We start from the raw sequence: 16,617 nt of genomic DNA, 5'->3' as shown, positions 1-16,617 counted from the left end.
CACATTCCGGAGAGCCGGCGACATGGACGCTTGCCTTGCCAGCCACTACATTGAGGTGACCAGCGGAGCACGCCATGGACAGTCAGCCCGCCCCCTTCGTCCCGCCGGCGCCGAAGCCGCGTACCTCGCCGCCGTCGACGCTCGAGATGATCCGCATCGTCTATCGCAATCCGCTCGAACTGTGGGGCGAGCCGACCTACAACCAGCCCTGGATATCGGTGACCGGCATCGGCGGGCCGCTGGTCATCGCCAACGACCCCGGCCTCATTCGCCACGTGCTGGTCGACAATGCCAAAAATTACAAGATGGCGACGGTGCGCCAGATGATCCTGCGGCCGATCCTGCGCGACGGCCTGCTGACCGCCGAGGGTGAGGTCTGGAGGCGTTCACGCAAGGCGATGGCGCCGGTGTTCACGCCGCGCCACATATTCGGTTTTGCCGAGCCGATGCTGAGGCGCACGCGGGAGTTCGTCACGCGCTACGAGGGCGGCGGTACATCGGACATCGCTCACGACATGACGCTGCTTACTTTTGACATCCTGGCCGAGACGCTGTTTTCCGGCGAGATATCAGGCGAGCCGGGCAGCTTCGCCAAGGAGATCGACCGGCTATTCGAGACCATGGGCCGGGTTGATCCGCTCGACCTGTTGCGGGCGCCTGACTGGCTGCCGCGCCTGACCCGCATCCGCGGCCGCAAGACCATGGCCTATTTCCGCAAGATCGTTACCGACACAGTCAAGATGCGCGAAGAGCGGCTCAAGCGCGATCCGGACAGGGTGCCGCAGGATTTTCTCACGCTTTTGCTCAAGGCGGAGGGACCGGACGGGCTGACACGCGCCGAGGTCGAGGACAACATCATCACCTTCATCGGCGCCGGTCACGAGACCACGGCGCGGGCACTTGGCTGGACGCTCTACTGCCTGGCCGAAGCGCCTTGGGAGCGCGAAAAGATCGAGCGCGAAATCGATGCGGTGCTGGCGCGCGAGCCCGACCCGACAAAGTGGCTCGACGCCATGCCGTTCACCCGCGCCGCCTTCGACGAGGCGCTCAGGCTCTATCCGCCGGCGCCGTCGATCAACCGCGAGCCTATCGAGCCCGAAACCTGGAACGGCCTCTACATACCGAGGCGCGCCGCGGTGCTGGTCATGCCCTGGGTCGTCCACCGCCATCGCAAGCTGTGGGACAGGCCCGACGCCTTCATGCCCGAACGCTTTCATCCAGGGAATCGCGAGAAGATCGACCGTTTCCAGTATTTGCCGTTCGGCGCCGGTCCTCGCGTCTGCATCGGCGCCAGCTTTGCCATGCAGGAGGCGATCATCGCGTTGGCGATCATGCTGTCGCGCTTCCGCTTCGATACCACCGCCGAGACCAGGCCGTGGCCGGTGCAGAAACTGACGACGCAACCGCAGGGCGGCCTGCCGATGCAGGTCACGCGGCGCCTTTAGTGAGCGCCTGATTGGCTAGGCCGCGGTCTTGCGCTGGAACTGGCCCGAGGCGCGGTAGCGCCAGAGATAGCTCGGCAGGATGCTGCCGATCGACTGCGGCTGGATATCGAGGCCGGCGAGCGTCCTGTTTTCCCTGGTTGCCGCTTCCGACACGATGTTATGCTCGCGCAATTGCAGGACCTGATCCTTGGTCAGCAGCGGATTGGGCAAAAGCCCGAGGATCGACGCCTGCATGTTCGCCACCCACCACGGCACCGACACCAGAAGCCGCTTGCGGTCGATCATGGCGAGCATTTCCTGCATGCATTCCTTGAAGGTGAGCACCTGCGGTCCGCCAAGCTCATAGATCCGGCCGCCCTGGACTTTGCCGTCGACCGAGCGCGCCACCGCCTCGGCGACATCGCCGACATAGACCGGCTGGAATTTGGTCTGCCCGCCGCCGATCAGCGGCAGGACCGGCGAATAGCGCGCCATGTTGGCGAAGCGGTTGAAGAAGCTGTCCTCCGGCCCGAAATTGATCGACGGCCGCAAGATGACGGCATCGCTGATCGTTTCCAGAACCGCCTTTTCGCCGAGCGCCTTGGTGCGCGCATAGTCCGATTGCGCGTTCAGATCGGCGCCCAGCGCCGAGATATGGGTGAGGCCGGCGCCGACGGCGCGCGCCGCTTCGGCGACCGCGCGTGCACCGAATTCGTGGACGGACGTGAATTTCTGCCGGCCGCTCTCATGCAGGATGGCCACCAGGTTGACGACATGATCGGCGCCCTGCACGGCGCGGTCGACCGACCAGCGCACGCGAACATTGGCCTGCACCGGCTGGATCTGTCCGACATTGCCGAGCGGCTGCAGATGGCCAGCGAGATCGGGCCGGCGGCAGGCGACCCTGATGCGGTAGCCGCGCCTGGCCAGCGCTCGGACGACATGGCGGCCGACAAAGCCGGAGCCGCCGAACACGACGACGAGCTTTGGGGTCTGCAGGATTTCGGTCATTGCTGGCTCCGGCGCAGTTCCAGATTTACTGGTGCTTGACTGAAGCCGTTTCTTAGTCCGTTTCGCGCCAAAGGCAAAGCGACGATAAGTCGCCGGGGACCCCTGTTTTCGACCGCGTTAGAACGCCCTGCCGATGCGTGCGTCGACCGATTGTCGGTTGCCGCCGCGAATGACGAAGAAGAACAGGATCGCCGCCCACAGCAGCGATTTTTCGGCGCCCGAAAAGCCCTCGCCCATGGTGAGCCAGTGGAACCAGACCGTGACCAGAAGCACGAACATTCCGGCGAAGGCGGCCGGGCGGGTCAAGAGGCCTATTGCGATGAAAATGCCGCCGAAGAACTCGGTGCATGCCAAGAGCAGGGACCAAAATGCGCCCGGATAGAAGCCGAGGCCCTCGACCATCTCGGCGGCGCCAAACGGATCGGTGATCTTACGCGAGCCGTGGACGGTAGGAAGATGCCGGCCACGGCACGCAGGATGGTTTCGGTGGCGGTGTTCAGCGCCGCATAAAGGCTGCCAAGGGCCGGGACGAAAAGGCTTCTGCTGGAATTGTCGGTGCTTGCGGACATTGGGGCTCCTCTTTTTGCTGCTCCGCGCAAACACCCGACCACCTTGGTTAGAGTCAAATGAACAAAAGTTGACTAGAAGAGGCATGTTAACTGACCAGATGCGAGAGGCCGCAGAAAACCCCGCCGAAGCGGGGTTTTCCGGGTGACTTCCAAGTCCGAGTCAGGGTCCGACGAGGCGGCCTGACCTGAGACGGTATCAGGACGGTGTGAAACGCCCGCCCCAGCCCTGGACATTCGACCGGATGTCACCGCCCGGGCAAACCCCACCCCGGACAGGCATTGGTCGCGGCACCGCGCAAAAAGGTTCAGCGACGGCGAAAAAAATCGCAGCCAAACTTTTTAGGAAGAATACCGGGCGGCGAATTCCGAAATGCGCTGCACCACGGCCTTGGGCGCCGTTATGCCTCGCGCCGCGGCCTTCTCCGCCGCTTCGGCCCGGGCACGGCCGGGCACATGCACGCCGTAGCGACGGCGCAACCGTTCGAGCTGGTCTTTCATGCGCTTCTCGAAATCCGGATCGAGCAGCTTGGGCTCGACGGCCAGCACGAAGAGGCCGGTTCCGGGACTGTCCGGTCCGCCACTGAACCATGGCGCATCGAGCGACCAGTTGGCGCCAGACAGGCCCGCCGCCAGCACTTCGACCATCAGCGCGATATTGGCGCCGCGTTGGCCGCCGAAGGCAAGCATTGCGCCTTTCATGGCGGCGGCGGGATCGGTGGTCGGGTTGCCGCTCGCGTCCAGTGCCCAGCCTTCTGGAATTTTCTTGCCGTCCTCGGCCGCCTTGCGGATGTTGACGAAGGCAGTGGCGCTCGACGACTGGTCGATCACCAGCGGCGCTCCATCGGCGGCGGGCGCGGCGAAGGACATTGGGTTGGTACAGTAGACCGGCTTGACCGAGCCCGAGCCGGCAAGCACGGCCGGTCCATTGGTCGCGGCGAAGGACACCAGTCCCTGCGCGGCCAGCCGCCCGGTGAAATAGCCGAGCGCGCCGCATGTATAGGCGTTCTTCTGCGAAAAGATGGCAACGCCGAACAGGCGCGCCGCCTTGGCGAGATCGTCGATCGTGCGGTCGAAACCGGTATGCGCCAGACCGCCGCGCGCGTCGGACAGATAGATCGCCAAAGCCGGCCTGGTGATGACCGGTTCGGCGTTGCCGTCGATGCGGCCGGCCTCCAGCGCTTCGAGATAGTCGATGAAATGCGACAGTCCGACCGTCGACAGACCTTCCGCCTCGGCCGCTACGATGGAGGCTGCGAGCGACCGCGCCGCTTCCTCATTGGCGCCGGCGCCGAGCGCCGCCATCCGGCACAGCCCTGTCGCCTGGTCGAGACTGAGTTGCATCTTAGCCGTTCCTGAGTGAGTAGTGAGTAGTCTGTAGTGAGAGTAAGTAGTGAGTAGTCCGTAGTGAATGGGGAGGCAGTGAGCTGCTTACTACTTACTACTCGCCACTCACTACCCGATCTTGTTCGGGATCCGCGCCTCGATCTTGCCAAGGGCGAAGACCAGGATGCCGGTGATCGCCATATAGATCAACGCCAGGAGCAGCAAGGGTTCATAGGTGAGGAAAGTGCTCTGCCTCACCTTGGAAGAGACGGCGAATATGTCGATCACGCTGATGGTCGCCACCAGCGGCGTCGATTTCAGCTGCAGCACGGTTTCGCCGGTCAGCGTCGGCAGCGCCCGGTAGAAGGCTTGCGGCAGCCAGATCCGCCGGAGGATCTTCCAGCGGCTCATGCCGAACGCACGCGCCGCTTCCAACTGCCCTTTCGGCACCCCGGCAAAGGCACCCCGCATCACTTCCCCCTCGTAGCCGGCGAAGGACAGGGTCAGCGCCAGGACGCCGTAGGGCCAGGCTTGCCTGAGATACGGCCACATCCAGGACTCGCGAATCCATGGATACTGCGGAAACAGCGAGCCGAGCCCATAGTAGAGCAGCCAGAGCTGCAGCAGCAGCGGCGTTCCCCTGATGACGGTGCAGAAGGCCTTTGCAGGCGCCGCGAGCCAGAAAGGGCCGGCAGCCTGCGCCAGCCCGAGCGGCACGGCGAGCAGGAAGCCCAGTGTGCAGGTGACGGCGAGGATCCAGAGCGTGCGCCAGATGCCAACAAGCGCCATCTCGTAATATTGCGGCAGCCAGTCCCAGCGCATGAAGAAGGCGGCCGCGAGAACCAGCGCCAGCGCGATCAGGATCAGCACGATGCGGTGCGGCTGCAGCCACAGCGACGCTCGGGCAACATTGATGATGATCGCTTCGCCAGCCATCAACGCGCCTCCTTGAGGGAGGGCATGCCGCGCCGAGCCCGGAGTTCGATGCGGCCGATGATCAGATTGGAGACCAGCGTCAACAGAAGATAGATCACGCCTGCGGCGAGGAAGAATGTAAGATAGGCTTTGGTTACGCCCGCCGCTTGCCGCGTGGCCAATGTCAGCTCGAAGAAGCCGACGACCGCCAGCAGGGCGGTGTCCTTGGTGGCGATCAGCCAGAGATTGGCAAGGCCGGGTATGGCGAAGGGCAGCATCGCCGGCAGCGTGATGCGTCGCAGCAGCAGGCCGGGAGACATGCCATAGGCGCGCGCGGCTTCGATCTGGCCCTGCGGAATGGCAAGGATCGCGCCGCGCATCACCTCGGTCGAGTAGGCGCCCTGGACGAAGCCGAGCACGGCAATGCCGGCCACCAGCCCGCTGATGTCGATGCGCTGATATCCCATTGCCGTCAGCAGCTGGTTGATCAAATCGGTGCCGGCATAATAAAGCAGCAAGATCAGCACCAGCTCCGGCACGGCGCGGACGATCGTTGTATAAACTGCCAGCAGATCGCGCACCACGGGCCCGCCATAGAGCTTGCCATACGCACCGCAAATCCCGATCACGAGGCCGAGACCGAAAGCACCGGCAGCGATCTCGACCGAGTGGAGCAGTCCGACCAGAAGCGTTCCGCCCCAGCCAGGCGGCGTCGGCGAAAGCAGTTCGATGATGCGGGCCACAGAGGCCGGAAGAAATGCGTCGATCAGCGTCGCCCCCGAATTGCTGGCGCCAATACCGCCGGCGATGCCGTCAGCGGAAAGCTCGCATGGGTAGAGTTCGACGAAGCCACACGGCGCGCTGTCTGCGCCGCGTGGTTATTCGCTCAGGGATGCACGCCGTCAGTTCGACTGTGTGTCGTCGCCATAGATGTCGAAATCGAAGTATTTTTTCGAAATCTCGTCATATTTGCCGTTGGCACGGATCGCCTTGATGCCGGCGTTGATCTTCTCCTTCAGCTCGGTGTCTTCCTTGCGGACGCCGGCGCCGACGCCAGGCCCGAGGATTGCCAGATCCGGCGCGACCGTGCCCTTCATATCGCAGCATTGCTTGCCCTGATCCGATTTCAGGAAGGCGTCGAGCGCGATGGAATCGGCCTGCACCGCATCGAGACGGCCGGCGGCAAGATCCTGATTGGCTTCGTCCTGGGTCTGGTATTCCTTGATCTCCGCTGCTTCGGTGAAGTGCTTCTTGACGTAGTCGGCATGCACGGTCGAGACTTGCACGCCGATGATCTTGCCCTTGAGATCTTCCGGGGTGGCGCCGAACTTCTGGTCCTTCGGCCCGATAATGGCGGTCGGGGTGTTGTAATATTTGTCGGAGAAGTCGATCGTCTTCTTGCGCTCGTCGGTGATCGACATGGAGCTGGCGATCACATCGATCTTCTTGGTCGTCAGCGCCGGGATGATGCCGTCCCAGGCAACCGGGGTGATAACGCAATCGAGCTTCTGCTCGGCGCAGACCGCGTCGATGAATTCGATCTCCCAGCCGACCCATTTGCCGGAAGCATCCGGCGAGGTGAACGGCGGATAGGGTTCGGCAGCGACACCGATCTTGACCGGCTCGGCCTTGGCGATGCCCATCGCAGCGACACCGAGCAATAGCGCTGCGGCCAATGTCTTAAGGACGGTGTTCATTTCAATAACTCCCAGTTTGTTGTTGTTCCCGTTTTTCCATCCGCCTCGGCTTAACCGATGTTGCGGATGAATTGCTTCAGCCTTTCGGATTTGGGCGCGCCGAAGATCTGCTCCGGCGGCCCTTCTTCCTCGACCAGTCCGTTGTAGAGGTAGACGACATGCGTCGCGACTTCGCGGGCGAACTTCATCTCGTGGGTCACCAGCACCATGGTGCGGCCCTCGCGCGCCAGATCGCCGATCACCTTCAGCACTTCGCCGATCAGTTCCGGGTCGAGCGCCGAGGTCGGCTCGTCGAACAGCATGACGCGCGGATTGATGGCCAGCGCCCGGGCGATAGCCGCGCGCTGCTGCTGGCCGCCCGACAGATAGGCCGGATAGACATCGCGCTTTTCGGCCAGGCCGACGCGGGCGAGCAGCTTTTCGGCCTCCGCGATGGCCACGTCGCGCTTGACGCCCAGAACATGCACCGGAACCTCGATGACGTTCTCGATCAGCGTCATGTGGCTCCACAAATTGAAATTCTGGAAGACCATGCCGAGCTTGGAACGGATGCGCTCGATCTGCTTGCGGTCGGCGGGAACGGTGTGGCCGTGACTGTCGGCCTTCATCCGGATCTCCTCGCCATTGACGCGGACGATTCCGCTGGTCGGGTTCTCCAGGCAATTGATGCAGCGCAGCAGCGTCGACTTGCCCGAGCCGCTGCCGCCGATGATGGCGATGACCTCACCGTCGCGCGCCGACAGCGAAACGCCTTTCAGCACATGCAGTTCGCCGAATCTTTTATGCAGGTTCTCGACATGGATGGCTTCGGCGGCGTCGTTCTGCGCCGTATACTTCAGGGCGGGAGCCGTGCCTTGGGCTATCACCTTTGGGGTGCCTCACGAAGCGGCTGGACCCGTCGCTGCTGGAATTTATTACCCATTACCATCACTGGACAGACTTCTCATTCTCAAGATGGACCGTTCCGCTTGCCTCCGTCAACCATGCTTTTTGGACCATTGATCACGGCATGCTGAGTGGCTATTGGCTGGATGGGATATTTCAGGAGCACTTGGTGGGTAAAGCATACGGGTCGCAGTCCATGGCAGGGACCCTGCAGCGCGTGCTGATGCGGTCCGCCGCAAGCGCCATGCCCCGCGCCAGAGCATCGGAATGGCACTATGGCCCCGGCTTCGATCCGCAAAAAGCCGCTGCCCAGTATGAGGCGCTGACGACGCTGGTTTTGGCATCCGGCGCCGAGATCGAATGGCTGACCGACGTCGATGACGGGCTTGCCGATTCCGTCTTCACGCACGATCCTTCGTTGATGACCGACCACGGCGCCATCATCCTTGCCATGGGCAAGGCGCTGCGCCGGGCCGAGCCCGGCCTGCACGAGGCGGCCTACAGGCGCATGGGCGTGCCTATCCTCGGCCGCATCGAGCATCCCGGACAGGTCGAGGGCGGCGATTGCGTCTGGGTGGGTTCACGGACGCTGGCCGTCGGCCGCGGCGTGCGCACCAACCAGGACGGCATCCAGCAACTCGCCAACCTGCTCACCCCCAAGGGTATCCAGGTCTATGGCTACGACCTGCCGCTCTGGCATGGCGAGGAGGCCTGCCTGCATCTGATGTCGGTGATCAGTCCGCTCGCCGACGATCTGGCGCTGGTCTATGCACCGCTTTTACCGGCTGCCTTCTACCAGATGCTGCGGGCGCGAGGCATTCGCCTGGTCGAGGGCGACGCCGGGGAGTTCTTCGCCTCCAACGGTCTCAGCCTCAATGTGCTGCCGACCGCGCCGCGCGAGGTGATCGCCGTTGCCGGCTTCCCGAAGACGGCGGCGGCCATGGCGACCGCCGGCTGCAGGGTTTCGACCTTCGAGGCGGACGCGCTGTGCATCGCCTGCGAGGGCGGCCCGACTTGCCTCACACGTCCGGTGCTCAGACAATGACGACAGTCGGCGAAGCGCTCATCACTTTGCTCGAAGCCCATGATGTCGACACGGTCTTCGGCATTCCCGGTGTGCATACGGTCGAACTCTATCGCGGGTTGGCGCGGTCGAAGATCCGCCACGTCACCCCGCGTCATGAGCAGGGCGCCGGCTTCATGGCCGACGGGTATGCGCGCGCCAGCGGCAGGCCGGGCGTCGCCTTCGTCATCACCGGACCGGGGCTGACCAACACCATCACCGCCATGGGCCAGGCCCGTGCCGATTCGGTTCCGATGCTGGTGATCTCGGGCGTCAACGCCACGCCGACGCTGGGCAAGGGCCTTGGCCACCTGCACGAACTGCCCGACCAGCGCGGCATGATGGAGAAGGTCGCGCTGTTCTCGCACCGTGTCAGCGACGCCGACGAACTGCCGGGCGTTCTTGCCCGCGCCTTCGCCCTGTTTTCGTCATCGCGTCCCGGTCCGGTCCATATCGAGATCCCGACCGACGTCATGGTCAAGCCGGCCGACAGCATCGCGGCTTTGCTGACGAATGTCGCGCCGCCCGAACCGGATGCGGCGGCGATAGCAGAGGCGGCAAGGCTTTGCGCGGCTGCCCGCCGCCCGCTGATCCTTGCCGGCGGCGGCGCCAAGAGAGCCGAAGCGCCGTTGCAGCGCCTTGCGCAAAGGCTGGGAGCGCCGGTTGTCCAGACGGCCAATGCCCGCGGCCTGCTGCATCGCCATCCGCTTGCCGTGCCGGCGAGCCCCAGTCTGAAGGCGGTGCGTGCACTGATGGCCGACGCAGATCTGGTAATTGCCGCCGGCACCGAATTCGGCCCGACCGACTATGATGGGTATGGCGACGGCGGCTTTGTCCTGCCGGCCAGTCTGATCCGCATCGACATCGGCGCCGACCAGCTTGCCCGCCGGCCGGCCCGGATTTCGATCCACGCCGATTGCGGCGTAGCACTCGAGGCGCTGCTTGCCGAAATCGGCAAGGGCCAGCCGCCATCGGACGACGGTCCGGCTCGCGCCGCTGCAACAAGGCAAGCGGCCTTCGCCGAAATCAGCCCGAGCCTCCAGGCGCAAACACGCGCCGTCGAGGCGATCCGCGATGCGTTGCCGGGCTCGATCATCGTCGGCGATTCGACCCAGCCGGTCTATGCCGCCAACCTCTATTACGATCACGACCGACCGGGCGGCTGGTTCAACGCCGCCACCGGCTTCGGCGCGCTGGGCTATGGTCCGCCGGCGGCGATCGGTGCGGCCCTTGCCGTGCCTGATGCGCCGGTCGTTTGTCTCACCGGCGACGGTGGTTTCCAGTTCACCCTGCCCGAACTGGGCGCCGCGCTCGACGCTGCGGCGCCGGTGATCTTCGTCGTCTGGAACAATCGCGGCTATCGCGAAATCGAAACCTCGATGCTCGATGTCGGCGTCGAGCCGGTCGGCGTCTCGCCGGCGCCGCCTGATTTCTGCAAGCTGGCCGAAGCCTATGGCATTGCCGCCGAGCGGCTCGCCGGCATCGGTCATCTGGCAGACGCACTCCAGCGCGCGCGGGCGACCGGACTGCCGTATGTCATCGAAATCACTGTCGATTGAGTGCTGTGGCAGCGTCTGCCTGGGGATGCGATCCTCGTCGGATAGCCGCCGGCTCGAGGCGCGCAAACGACGCCGCGTCATCGAGATTTCGGTTGAGTGATCCCGCGAAAGGCGCGACCTTCGGCAGCGGCGAGCAGCGGCATATGAGTGACTGGAGCGGTCGAAGATGACGGATACACTGGACGGCAGGCATGTTGTGGTGACCGGCGGCACCGGGGCGCTCGGTGGCGCGGTTGTCGGCAAACTGCTGGAGCAGGGCGCGGTCTGCCATGTGCCCAATGCCCATGCCGCCGCGCCCGCGCATTTTCCCTTCCCGGCACATGAGCGCGTCATGCTGGCGCACAATGTCGATCTCGCCGACCCCGCCAAGGTCGATGCGTTCTACGCCAGTGTTACGGATTTGTGGGCATCCATCCATCTGGCCGGCGGCTTCACCGCCGCGCCGGTCGAGAAGATCGAGCCCGCGTCCTTTACCGAAATGATGGACACCAACGCCCGCACCACCTTCCTGTGCTGCCGCGCGGCGATCCGCTCGATGCTGGAATCTTCCGTGTCGGGCCGCATCGTCAATGTCACGGCGCGCGCCGGGCTCGACCTGCGGCGCGGTTCCGGCATGGTCGCCTATGCCGCCAGCAAGGCGGCGGTCGCGGCAATGACGGTGGCGATGGCGGAAGAACTCAAGGGCAAAGGCATTCTGGTCAACGCGGTCGCGCCTTCGACCCTCGACACGCCGGCCACCCGGGCTGACATGCCGGCCGCCGATTTCGGCAAATGGGTTAGCCTCGAAGCGGCCGCGGAGGCCATTGCTTACCTCGCTTCGCCGGCCAATCTGGCGATGAGCGGCACGCTGGTGCCGCTTTACGGCAGGGCCTGATTTATCTCTTTGTTTTAGAGCGCGGATTTCCCAAAATCGGTTTGCCACGTTTGGGTTACGATGCTCTGACCATGGTCAAAACAAAAACCCCGCCGGATCGCTCCGGCGGGGTTTTTTTAACAGGCCGCGCGAGGCGCGGCGTTAGTGGACCTAGCTGCCCTGCTTCTTCAGCGCGGCACCCAGGATGTCGCCCAGCGAAGCGCCGGAGTCGGTCGAGCCGTACTGGGCAACCGCTTCCTTCTCCTCGGCGATTTCCAGCGCCTTGATCGAGACCTGCAGCTTGCGGGTCTTCTTGTCGAAGGCGATGACGCGGGCGTCGACCTTCTGGCCGACCGTGAAGCGCTCGGGGCGCTGCTCGTCGCGGTCACGGCTGAGATCGGAGCGCTTGATGAAGGTCTCGATGCCGCTCTCGACCAGCCGCACTTCCAGACCGCCATCCTTGACGCCGGTGACCTCGCAGGTGACGACCGCGTTCTTGCGCAGTTCGCCTGAAGTCGCCGCCTCGCCGGCCGTGTCCTTGGCCAGCTGCTTGATGCCGAGCGAGATGCGCTCCTTGTCGATGTCGACGTCGAGCACCTGCGCCTTGACCATGTCGCCGCGATTGTACTCCTCGATCACCTGCTCGCCCGGACGGGTCCAGTCGAGGTCGGAAAGATGGACCATGCCGTCGACATCGCCTTCGAGGCCGATGAACAGGCCGAACTCGGTCTTGTTCTTGACCTCGCCCTCGACCTGGCTGCCGACCGGATGGCTGCTGGCGAAAGCCTGCCACGGGTTCTCAAGCGTCTGCTTGAGGCCGAGCGAAATGCGGCGCTTGGCCGGATCGACCTCGAGCACCACCACGTCGACTTCCTGCGTCGTCGACAGGATCTTGCCGGGATGCACGTTCTTCTTCGTCCACGACATTTCCGAAACGTGGATGAGGCCCTCGATGCCCGGCTCCAGCTCGACGAACGCGCCGTAGTCGGTGATGTTGGTGACGGTGCCCTTGATCTTCTTGCCGATCGGGAATTTCGTTCCGATCTCGGACCACGGATCGCTCTCGAGCTGCTTCATGCCGAGCGAGATGCGGTGGGTTTCCTGGTTGATGCGGATGATCTGCACCTTGACCGTCTGGCCGATGTTGAGAATTTCGGTCGGATGGTTGACGCGGCGCCATGCCATGTCGGTGACATGCAGCAGGCCGTCGATGCCGCCGAGGTCGACGAACGCACCATAGTCGGTGATGTTCTTGACGACGCCTTCGACCACCTGGCCTTCTTCGAGGTTCTGCACGATTTCCGAACGCTGTTCGGCGCGGCTTTCCTCGAGCACGGTGCGGCGCGACACCACGATGTTGCCGCGGCGGCGATCCATCTTGAGGATCTCGAAAGGCTGCGGATTGTGCATCAGCGGCGAGACGTCGCGTATCGGGCGGATGTCGACCTGGCTGCGCGGCAGGAAGGCCACGGCGCCGTCGAGATCGACGGTGAAGCCGCCCTTGACCTGGTTGAAGATGACGCCTTCGACGCGCTCGCCCTTGGTGAACTTCTCTTCGAGACGGACCCAGCTCTCTTCGCGGCGGGCCTTTTCACGGGAAAGCATCGCTTCGCCAAGCGCGTTCTCGATGCGCTCGACATAGACTTCGACCGTGTCGCCGACCTTGAGCGTCGACTCCTTGCCCTTGACGCCGAATTCCTTCAGCGGCACGCGGCCTTCGACCTTGAGGCCGACATCGATGATGGCCATGTCCTTTTCGATCGCGGTGATCGTGCCCTTGACGACTTGGCCTTCGCCGGAATGACCGGCGGAAAAAGATTCTTCGAGCAGGCTCGCGAAATCATCGCGAGTGGGATTTGCAACTGACATAGTTTCTCCTGGATGCCCCGCATCTCAAGCGGGGCGGGCGCCGTGGGTTAGCGTTGCGTTGGCCTGCCGGCGTTCCGGGCTTCAAAAAAGCCCTTGGCCGCCTAAGCGGCAATTCCGGCGCATGAAAAATGCTGGCAGGCTGGTTCGTGCCCGATATGGGTATCTTTTCGCCGCCGGCAATCGGCAACGGAGGAAAAACCCGGCTCAGGCTTTGTTTCTCTTGGCCAGAACGTCGTCGATGATCGCCTTGGCCGCAAGAAACGCGGCTTCTATAGCCATTTCCGACGTGTCGAGCAAGTGCGCATCGGCGGCAGGCTTCAGCGGCGAGTCGGCGCGACCCATGTCGCGCTCGTCGCGGCGCAGGATATCGGCCAGGATCTCGTTGAAATTGGCGGTGCCGCCGATGCTCTCGATCTCGGCCAGCCGCCGCTCTGCCCGCACTTCGGCGCTGGCCGTCACATAGAGCTTGATGTCGGCGTCGGGACAGACGACGGTGCCGATATCGCGGCCGTCAAGCACCGCGCCGGGCGGCGCCTTGGCGAATTCGCGCTGCTTTTCGACCAATATGCGTCGCACCGACGGGATGACAGCCACTTTCGAAGCCGCCTCGCCGACCGCATGCGCCGACAGCACCGACCGGTCGAGCTTGGCCAGGTCGACCTGCCGCGCCGCGGTTTCGGCGGCCGAGACATTGTCGAGCGGCAGGCCGATCCGAAGCAGCGCATGGGCCACCGCGCGATAGGTGAGGCCGGTGTCGAGCAGGTTCAGCCGGTAGTGGTCGGCCAGCCGCCGTGCAAGGGTACCTTTGCCGGCGCCTGCCGGCCCGTCGATGGCGATGGTGAAGGTCGAAGTCATTCGCCGCCCACCGTAACCGAAAATTGCAATGATCCAGACAGGCGTGGCGATCCTTCGCGCCCCCCTCTGTCCTGCCGGACATCTCCCCCACTTGGGGGGAGATCGGCCGTCATCGCGGCTTTCGCCAATTGTCTAAGTTGCAGGGTTGAGCGGAGCGGCCAAGCCGCCAATCTCCCCCCTTGTGGGGGAGATGTCCGGCAGGACAGAGGGGGGCGCTGTCCCGCCGACGTTCCAATTTGGTCCCACGCTCTAAGGCTATTGATTGCCATCAACTGTTACTCAATCTCCGCCCCCAGCCCCTTCATAAGCCCCATGAACTCCGGAAAGCTGGTCGCAATCATCGCCTGGTCGTCGATGGTCACTGGCTTTTCCGTTGCCAGTCCCATCACCAGAAAGCTCATGGCAATGCGGTGGTCGAGATGAGTCTGGACGATGGTGCTCTGTCCATTAGGGTGTTGACCGAGCCCCTTGCCGCCCGGTTTCCCACGCACCGCCAGCGAGGCCTCGCCTTCGGTGCAGTCGACGCCGTTGACCTTCAGCCCGTTCGCGACTGCCGACAGCCGGTCGGATTCCTTCACCCGCAACTCTTCCAGCCCCTGCATCAGCGTCTCGCCCTCGGCGAAGCTGGCCGCGACAGCAAGCACCGGATACTCGTCGATCATCGTCGGCGCCCGTTCGGGCGGCACGGTGACGCCCTTCAACTCGGAATAGCGTACGCGCAGATCGGCGACATCCTCGCCGCCTTCATTGCGCGGGTCGACTATGTCGATCCGGGCGCCCATTTCCTGCAGCGTCAAAAGCAGACCGGTGCGGGTCGGGTTCATCAGCACGTTTTCAATTGTAATGTCCGAGCCCGGCACGATGAGTGCGGCCACCAGCGGGAAGCCGGCTGAGGATGGGTCGCCCGGCACAGCGATCGTCTGGCCGGTGAGCTTGCCCTGGCCCTCGATGAAGATGTGGCGCACGCCGCGCTCGTCGGTCTCGACCGACAGATTGGCACCGAATCCCTTCAGCATCTTTTCGGTGTGGTCGCGCGTCATCACCGGCTCGATGACGGTGGTGACGCCGGGCGTGTTCAGCCCGGCGAGCAGCACCGCCGACTTCACCTGCGCAGAGGCCATCGGCACGCGGTAGGTGATGGGTGCTGCGTGCTTGGGCCCGTGCAGTGTGATCGGCATGCGGTCGCCGGGCGTCGCCTTCAGCACCTGCACGCCCATCTGGCGCAGCGGCTCGAGCACGCGGCCCATCGGCCGGCCGGACAGCGAAGCGTCGCCGATGAAGGTCGTCTCCATGTCGTAGGTGCCGACCAGGCCCATGGTGAGGCGCGAACCGGTGCCGGCATTGCCGAAATCGAGCGGGCCTTCCGGCTGCAGCAGCGCGCCGTTGCCGGTGCCGCGGATCACCCACTCGGCGCCGCGCTTCTCTATATTTGCGCCCATCGCCTTCATCGCGGCGCCCGTGCGCATCACGTCCTCGCCTTCCAGCAGGCCGGTGATGCGGGTTTCGCCGGAGGCGAGGCCGCCGAACATGAACGAGCGGTGCGAGATCGACTTGTCGCCGGGTACCCGCGCCGCGCCGGAAAGCGCTGGCGATTTGCGGGCGGTGGCCGGTTTCGGGACGGCAGTATGCGACATGGCTTTTCCCTGGCTGAAAACGCCGGTGGCCGGCCTTTTTCTTTTGGTTTGGGCGGTCTCGTATCACGGCGGACGGAAATGGTCATCCCCTTGCAAGAGGTCGCTCAACGCGGCGATTTATGAGGCTGGCTTTAGGCTTTGACAGCGCCGCAAACTGTGGTTATGGGGACCAAACTTTCATCGACGAGGCTTGCTGTGGCAAAACCCGAACTTGGCACCAAACGCATCGACCCCGAAACGGGTCAAAAATTCTACGACCTGAACAAGGATCCGATCGTCTCGCCCTATACTGGCAAGAGCTATCCACGTTCCTATTTCGAGGAAGGCAAGATCGCCGCCCTTGAGGAGGAAGAGGAAGTTGCCGAGAAGGAAGTGGACGCCGAGGAGGGAGAGGGCGTCGAGGTCGTCTCGCTCGAAGAGGCGGACGAGGATGCGAAACCCGACGATCTTCCCGATCTCGGCGATGACGAGGACGATGTGGACCTCGGCGATGACGACGACGATACTTTCCTCGCCGACGAAGAGGAAGAAGACGACGACGTCGCCGACATGATCGGCGTCGGCGACGACGACGACGAAGTCTGATCCGGCCTCTGGCGCAAGCGCCTGCCGACTTTCGCGGCGTCTTAATAAAAAGCGGCTCTTGAAGGCTTGATATTGACGGAAGGCGGGGTTAGAAGCCGCTGCACTAACGGCGCGGTCTCAACCCGCGCCGGATCTCTTCGCCGGCAACGGCGCCGGTAGACTGCCGGAAGTGGGGCCATAGCTCAGTTGGGAGAGCGCTTGAATGGCATTCAAGAGGTCGTCGGTTCGATTCCGATTGGCTCCACCAGTTTTCCCCTAGGAAATCAGTCTCTTTAGACCTGCCTATCACTGGCAGGCCCGACAAAACCGGGCGGGTCCCCTGAAATAATTTCGCTGTATTCGGCGAGTCTGAAGCGAAAACCCCGGCAACCACCG

Annotated in this window: 14 protein-coding genes, 1 tRNA gene and 1 pseudogene; 6 read left to right on the top strand and 10 right to left on the bottom strand. The window is 63.9% G+C overall.

Going from position 1 to position 16,617, the window contains the following annotated elements; translation table 11 throughout:
- Positions 1 to 74: 74 nt before the first annotated feature.
- On the top strand, positions 75 to 1,445 hold the full coding sequence (locus CIT26_RS18430) for a cytochrome P450 (protein WP_095493889.1): 1,371 nt from the start codon (positions 75 to 77) through the stop codon (positions 1,443 to 1,445).
- Positions 1,446 to 1,460: 15 nt separating this feature from the next.
- Here the strand turns inward: CIT26_RS18430 and CIT26_RS18425 are convergent, their stop codons facing one another.
- From CIT26_RS18425 to CIT26_RS18395, 7 genes and pseudogenes are all read right to left on the bottom strand, one after another.
- Positions 1,461 to 2,435, bottom strand: a complete 975-nt coding sequence (locus tag CIT26_RS18425; protein ID WP_095493888.1) for a complex I NDUFA9 subunit family protein — start codon at positions 2,433 to 2,435, stop codon at positions 1,461 to 1,463.
- 117 nt (positions 2,436 to 2,552) lie between these two features.
- Positions 2,553 to 3,004 (bottom strand): annotated as a pseudogene (locus CIT26_RS18420) (DoxX family protein).
- A 339-nt stretch (positions 3,005 to 3,343) separates the two neighbouring features.
- The gene (locus tag CIT26_RS18415; RefSeq protein ID WP_095493887.1) at positions 3,344 to 4,345 is read right to left on the bottom strand and encodes an Ldh family oxidoreductase; all 1,002 of its coding nucleotides are present in this window, start codon (positions 4,343 to 4,345) and stop codon (positions 3,344 to 3,346) included.
- Positions 4,346 to 4,456: 111 nt separating this feature from the next.
- Positions 4,457 to 5,263: an ABC transporter permease gene (locus tag CIT26_RS18410; RefSeq protein WP_095493886.1), complete on the bottom strand. Its 807-nt coding sequence runs from the start codon at positions 5,261 to 5,263 to the stop codon at positions 4,457 to 4,459.
- On the bottom strand, positions 5,263 to 5,928 hold the full coding sequence (locus tag CIT26_RS18405; protein WP_095494135.1) for an ABC transporter permease: 666 nt from the start codon (positions 5,926 to 5,928) through the stop codon (positions 5,263 to 5,265). Before CIT26_RS18405 ends, CIT26_RS18410 begins: the two co-directional genes overlap by 1 nt.
- Positions 5,929 to 6,144: 216 nt before the next feature.
- Positions 6,145 to 6,939 carry a transporter substrate-binding domain-containing protein gene (locus tag CIT26_RS18400; RefSeq protein ID WP_095493885.1) on the bottom strand — a complete coding sequence of 265 codons (795 nt, stop codon included), beginning with the start codon at positions 6,937 to 6,939 and terminating at the stop codon, positions 6,145 to 6,147.
- A gap of 50 nt (positions 6,940 to 6,989) precedes the next feature.
- Positions 6,990 to 7,802 carry an ABC transporter ATP-binding protein gene (locus tag CIT26_RS18395; RefSeq protein ID WP_036261459.1) on the bottom strand — a complete coding sequence of 271 codons (813 nt, stop codon included), beginning with the start codon at positions 7,800 to 7,802 and terminating at the stop codon, positions 6,990 to 6,992.
- Between the two features lie 218 nt (positions 7,803 to 8,020).
- Here CIT26_RS18395 and CIT26_RS18390 point away from each other — a divergent pair, with 218 nt between their 5' ends.
- The 3 genes from CIT26_RS18390 (at position 8,021) to CIT26_RS18380 (ending at position 11,320) form a co-directional block, all read left to right on the top strand.
- A complete protein-coding gene (locus CIT26_RS18390; protein ID WP_095493884.1) occupies positions 8,021 to 8,869 on the top strand; it encodes a dimethylarginine dimethylaminohydrolase family protein in 849 nt (282 codons plus the stop codon).
- Positions 8,866 to 10,446: a 5-guanidino-2-oxopentanoate decarboxylase gene (locus CIT26_RS18385; RefSeq protein ID WP_095493883.1), complete on the top strand. Its 1,581-nt coding sequence runs from the start codon at positions 8,866 to 8,868 to the stop codon at positions 10,444 to 10,446. The genes CIT26_RS18390 and CIT26_RS18385 overlap by 4 nt, the downstream gene beginning before the upstream one ends.
- Positions 10,447 to 10,612: 166 nt before the next feature.
- The gene (locus CIT26_RS18380; RefSeq protein WP_095493882.1) at positions 10,613 to 11,320 is read left to right on the top strand and encodes an SDR family NAD(P)-dependent oxidoreductase; all 708 of its coding nucleotides are present in this window, start codon (positions 10,613 to 10,615) and stop codon (positions 11,318 to 11,320) included.
- Positions 11,321 to 11,470: 150 nt separating this feature from the next.
- Here CIT26_RS18380 and rpsA read toward each other — a convergent pair whose 3' ends face one another.
- The 3 genes from rpsA to aroA all read right to left on the bottom strand — a co-directional run bounded on the left by rpsA (position 11,471) and on the right by aroA (position 15,657).
- Positions 11,471 to 13,168, bottom strand: coding sequence for a 30S ribosomal protein S1 (rpsA, locus tag CIT26_RS18375; RefSeq protein WP_095493881.1), 1,698 nt, complete (start codon positions 13,166 to 13,168; stop codon positions 11,471 to 11,473).
- Positions 13,169 to 13,372: 204 nt separating this feature from the next.
- Positions 13,373 to 14,023: a (d)CMP kinase gene (cmk, locus tag CIT26_RS18370; protein ID WP_095493880.1), complete on the bottom strand. Its 651-nt coding sequence runs from the start codon at positions 14,021 to 14,023 to the stop codon at positions 13,373 to 13,375.
- Between the two features lie 275 nt (positions 14,024 to 14,298).
- On the bottom strand, positions 14,299 to 15,657 hold the full coding sequence (aroA, locus tag CIT26_RS18360; protein ID WP_095493879.1) for a 3-phosphoshikimate 1-carboxyvinyltransferase: 1,359 nt from the start codon (positions 15,655 to 15,657) through the stop codon (positions 14,299 to 14,301).
- 195 nt (positions 15,658 to 15,852) lie between these two features.
- On the opposite strand from aroA, the gene CIT26_RS18355 reads away from it, so the two are divergent.
- Together CIT26_RS18355 and CIT26_RS18350 are read left to right on the top strand one after the other, a co-directional pair.
- Positions 15,853 to 16,242: a TIGR02300 family protein gene (locus tag CIT26_RS18355; protein ID WP_095494134.1), complete on the top strand. Its 390-nt coding sequence runs from the start codon at positions 15,853 to 15,855 to the stop codon at positions 16,240 to 16,242.
- Positions 16,243 to 16,413: 171 nt separating this feature from the next.
- Positions 16,414 to 16,489 (top strand) — tRNA-Ala (locus tag CIT26_RS18350).
- Positions 16,490 to 16,617 lie beyond the last annotated feature (128 nt).

The organism is Mesorhizobium temperatum, from assembly GCF_002284575.1.
Taxonomy (GTDB): domain Bacteria; phylum Pseudomonadota; class Alphaproteobacteria; order Rhizobiales; family Rhizobiaceae; genus Mesorhizobium; species Mesorhizobium temperatum.
This window is presented reverse-complemented; position numbering and strand designations above follow the sequence as displayed.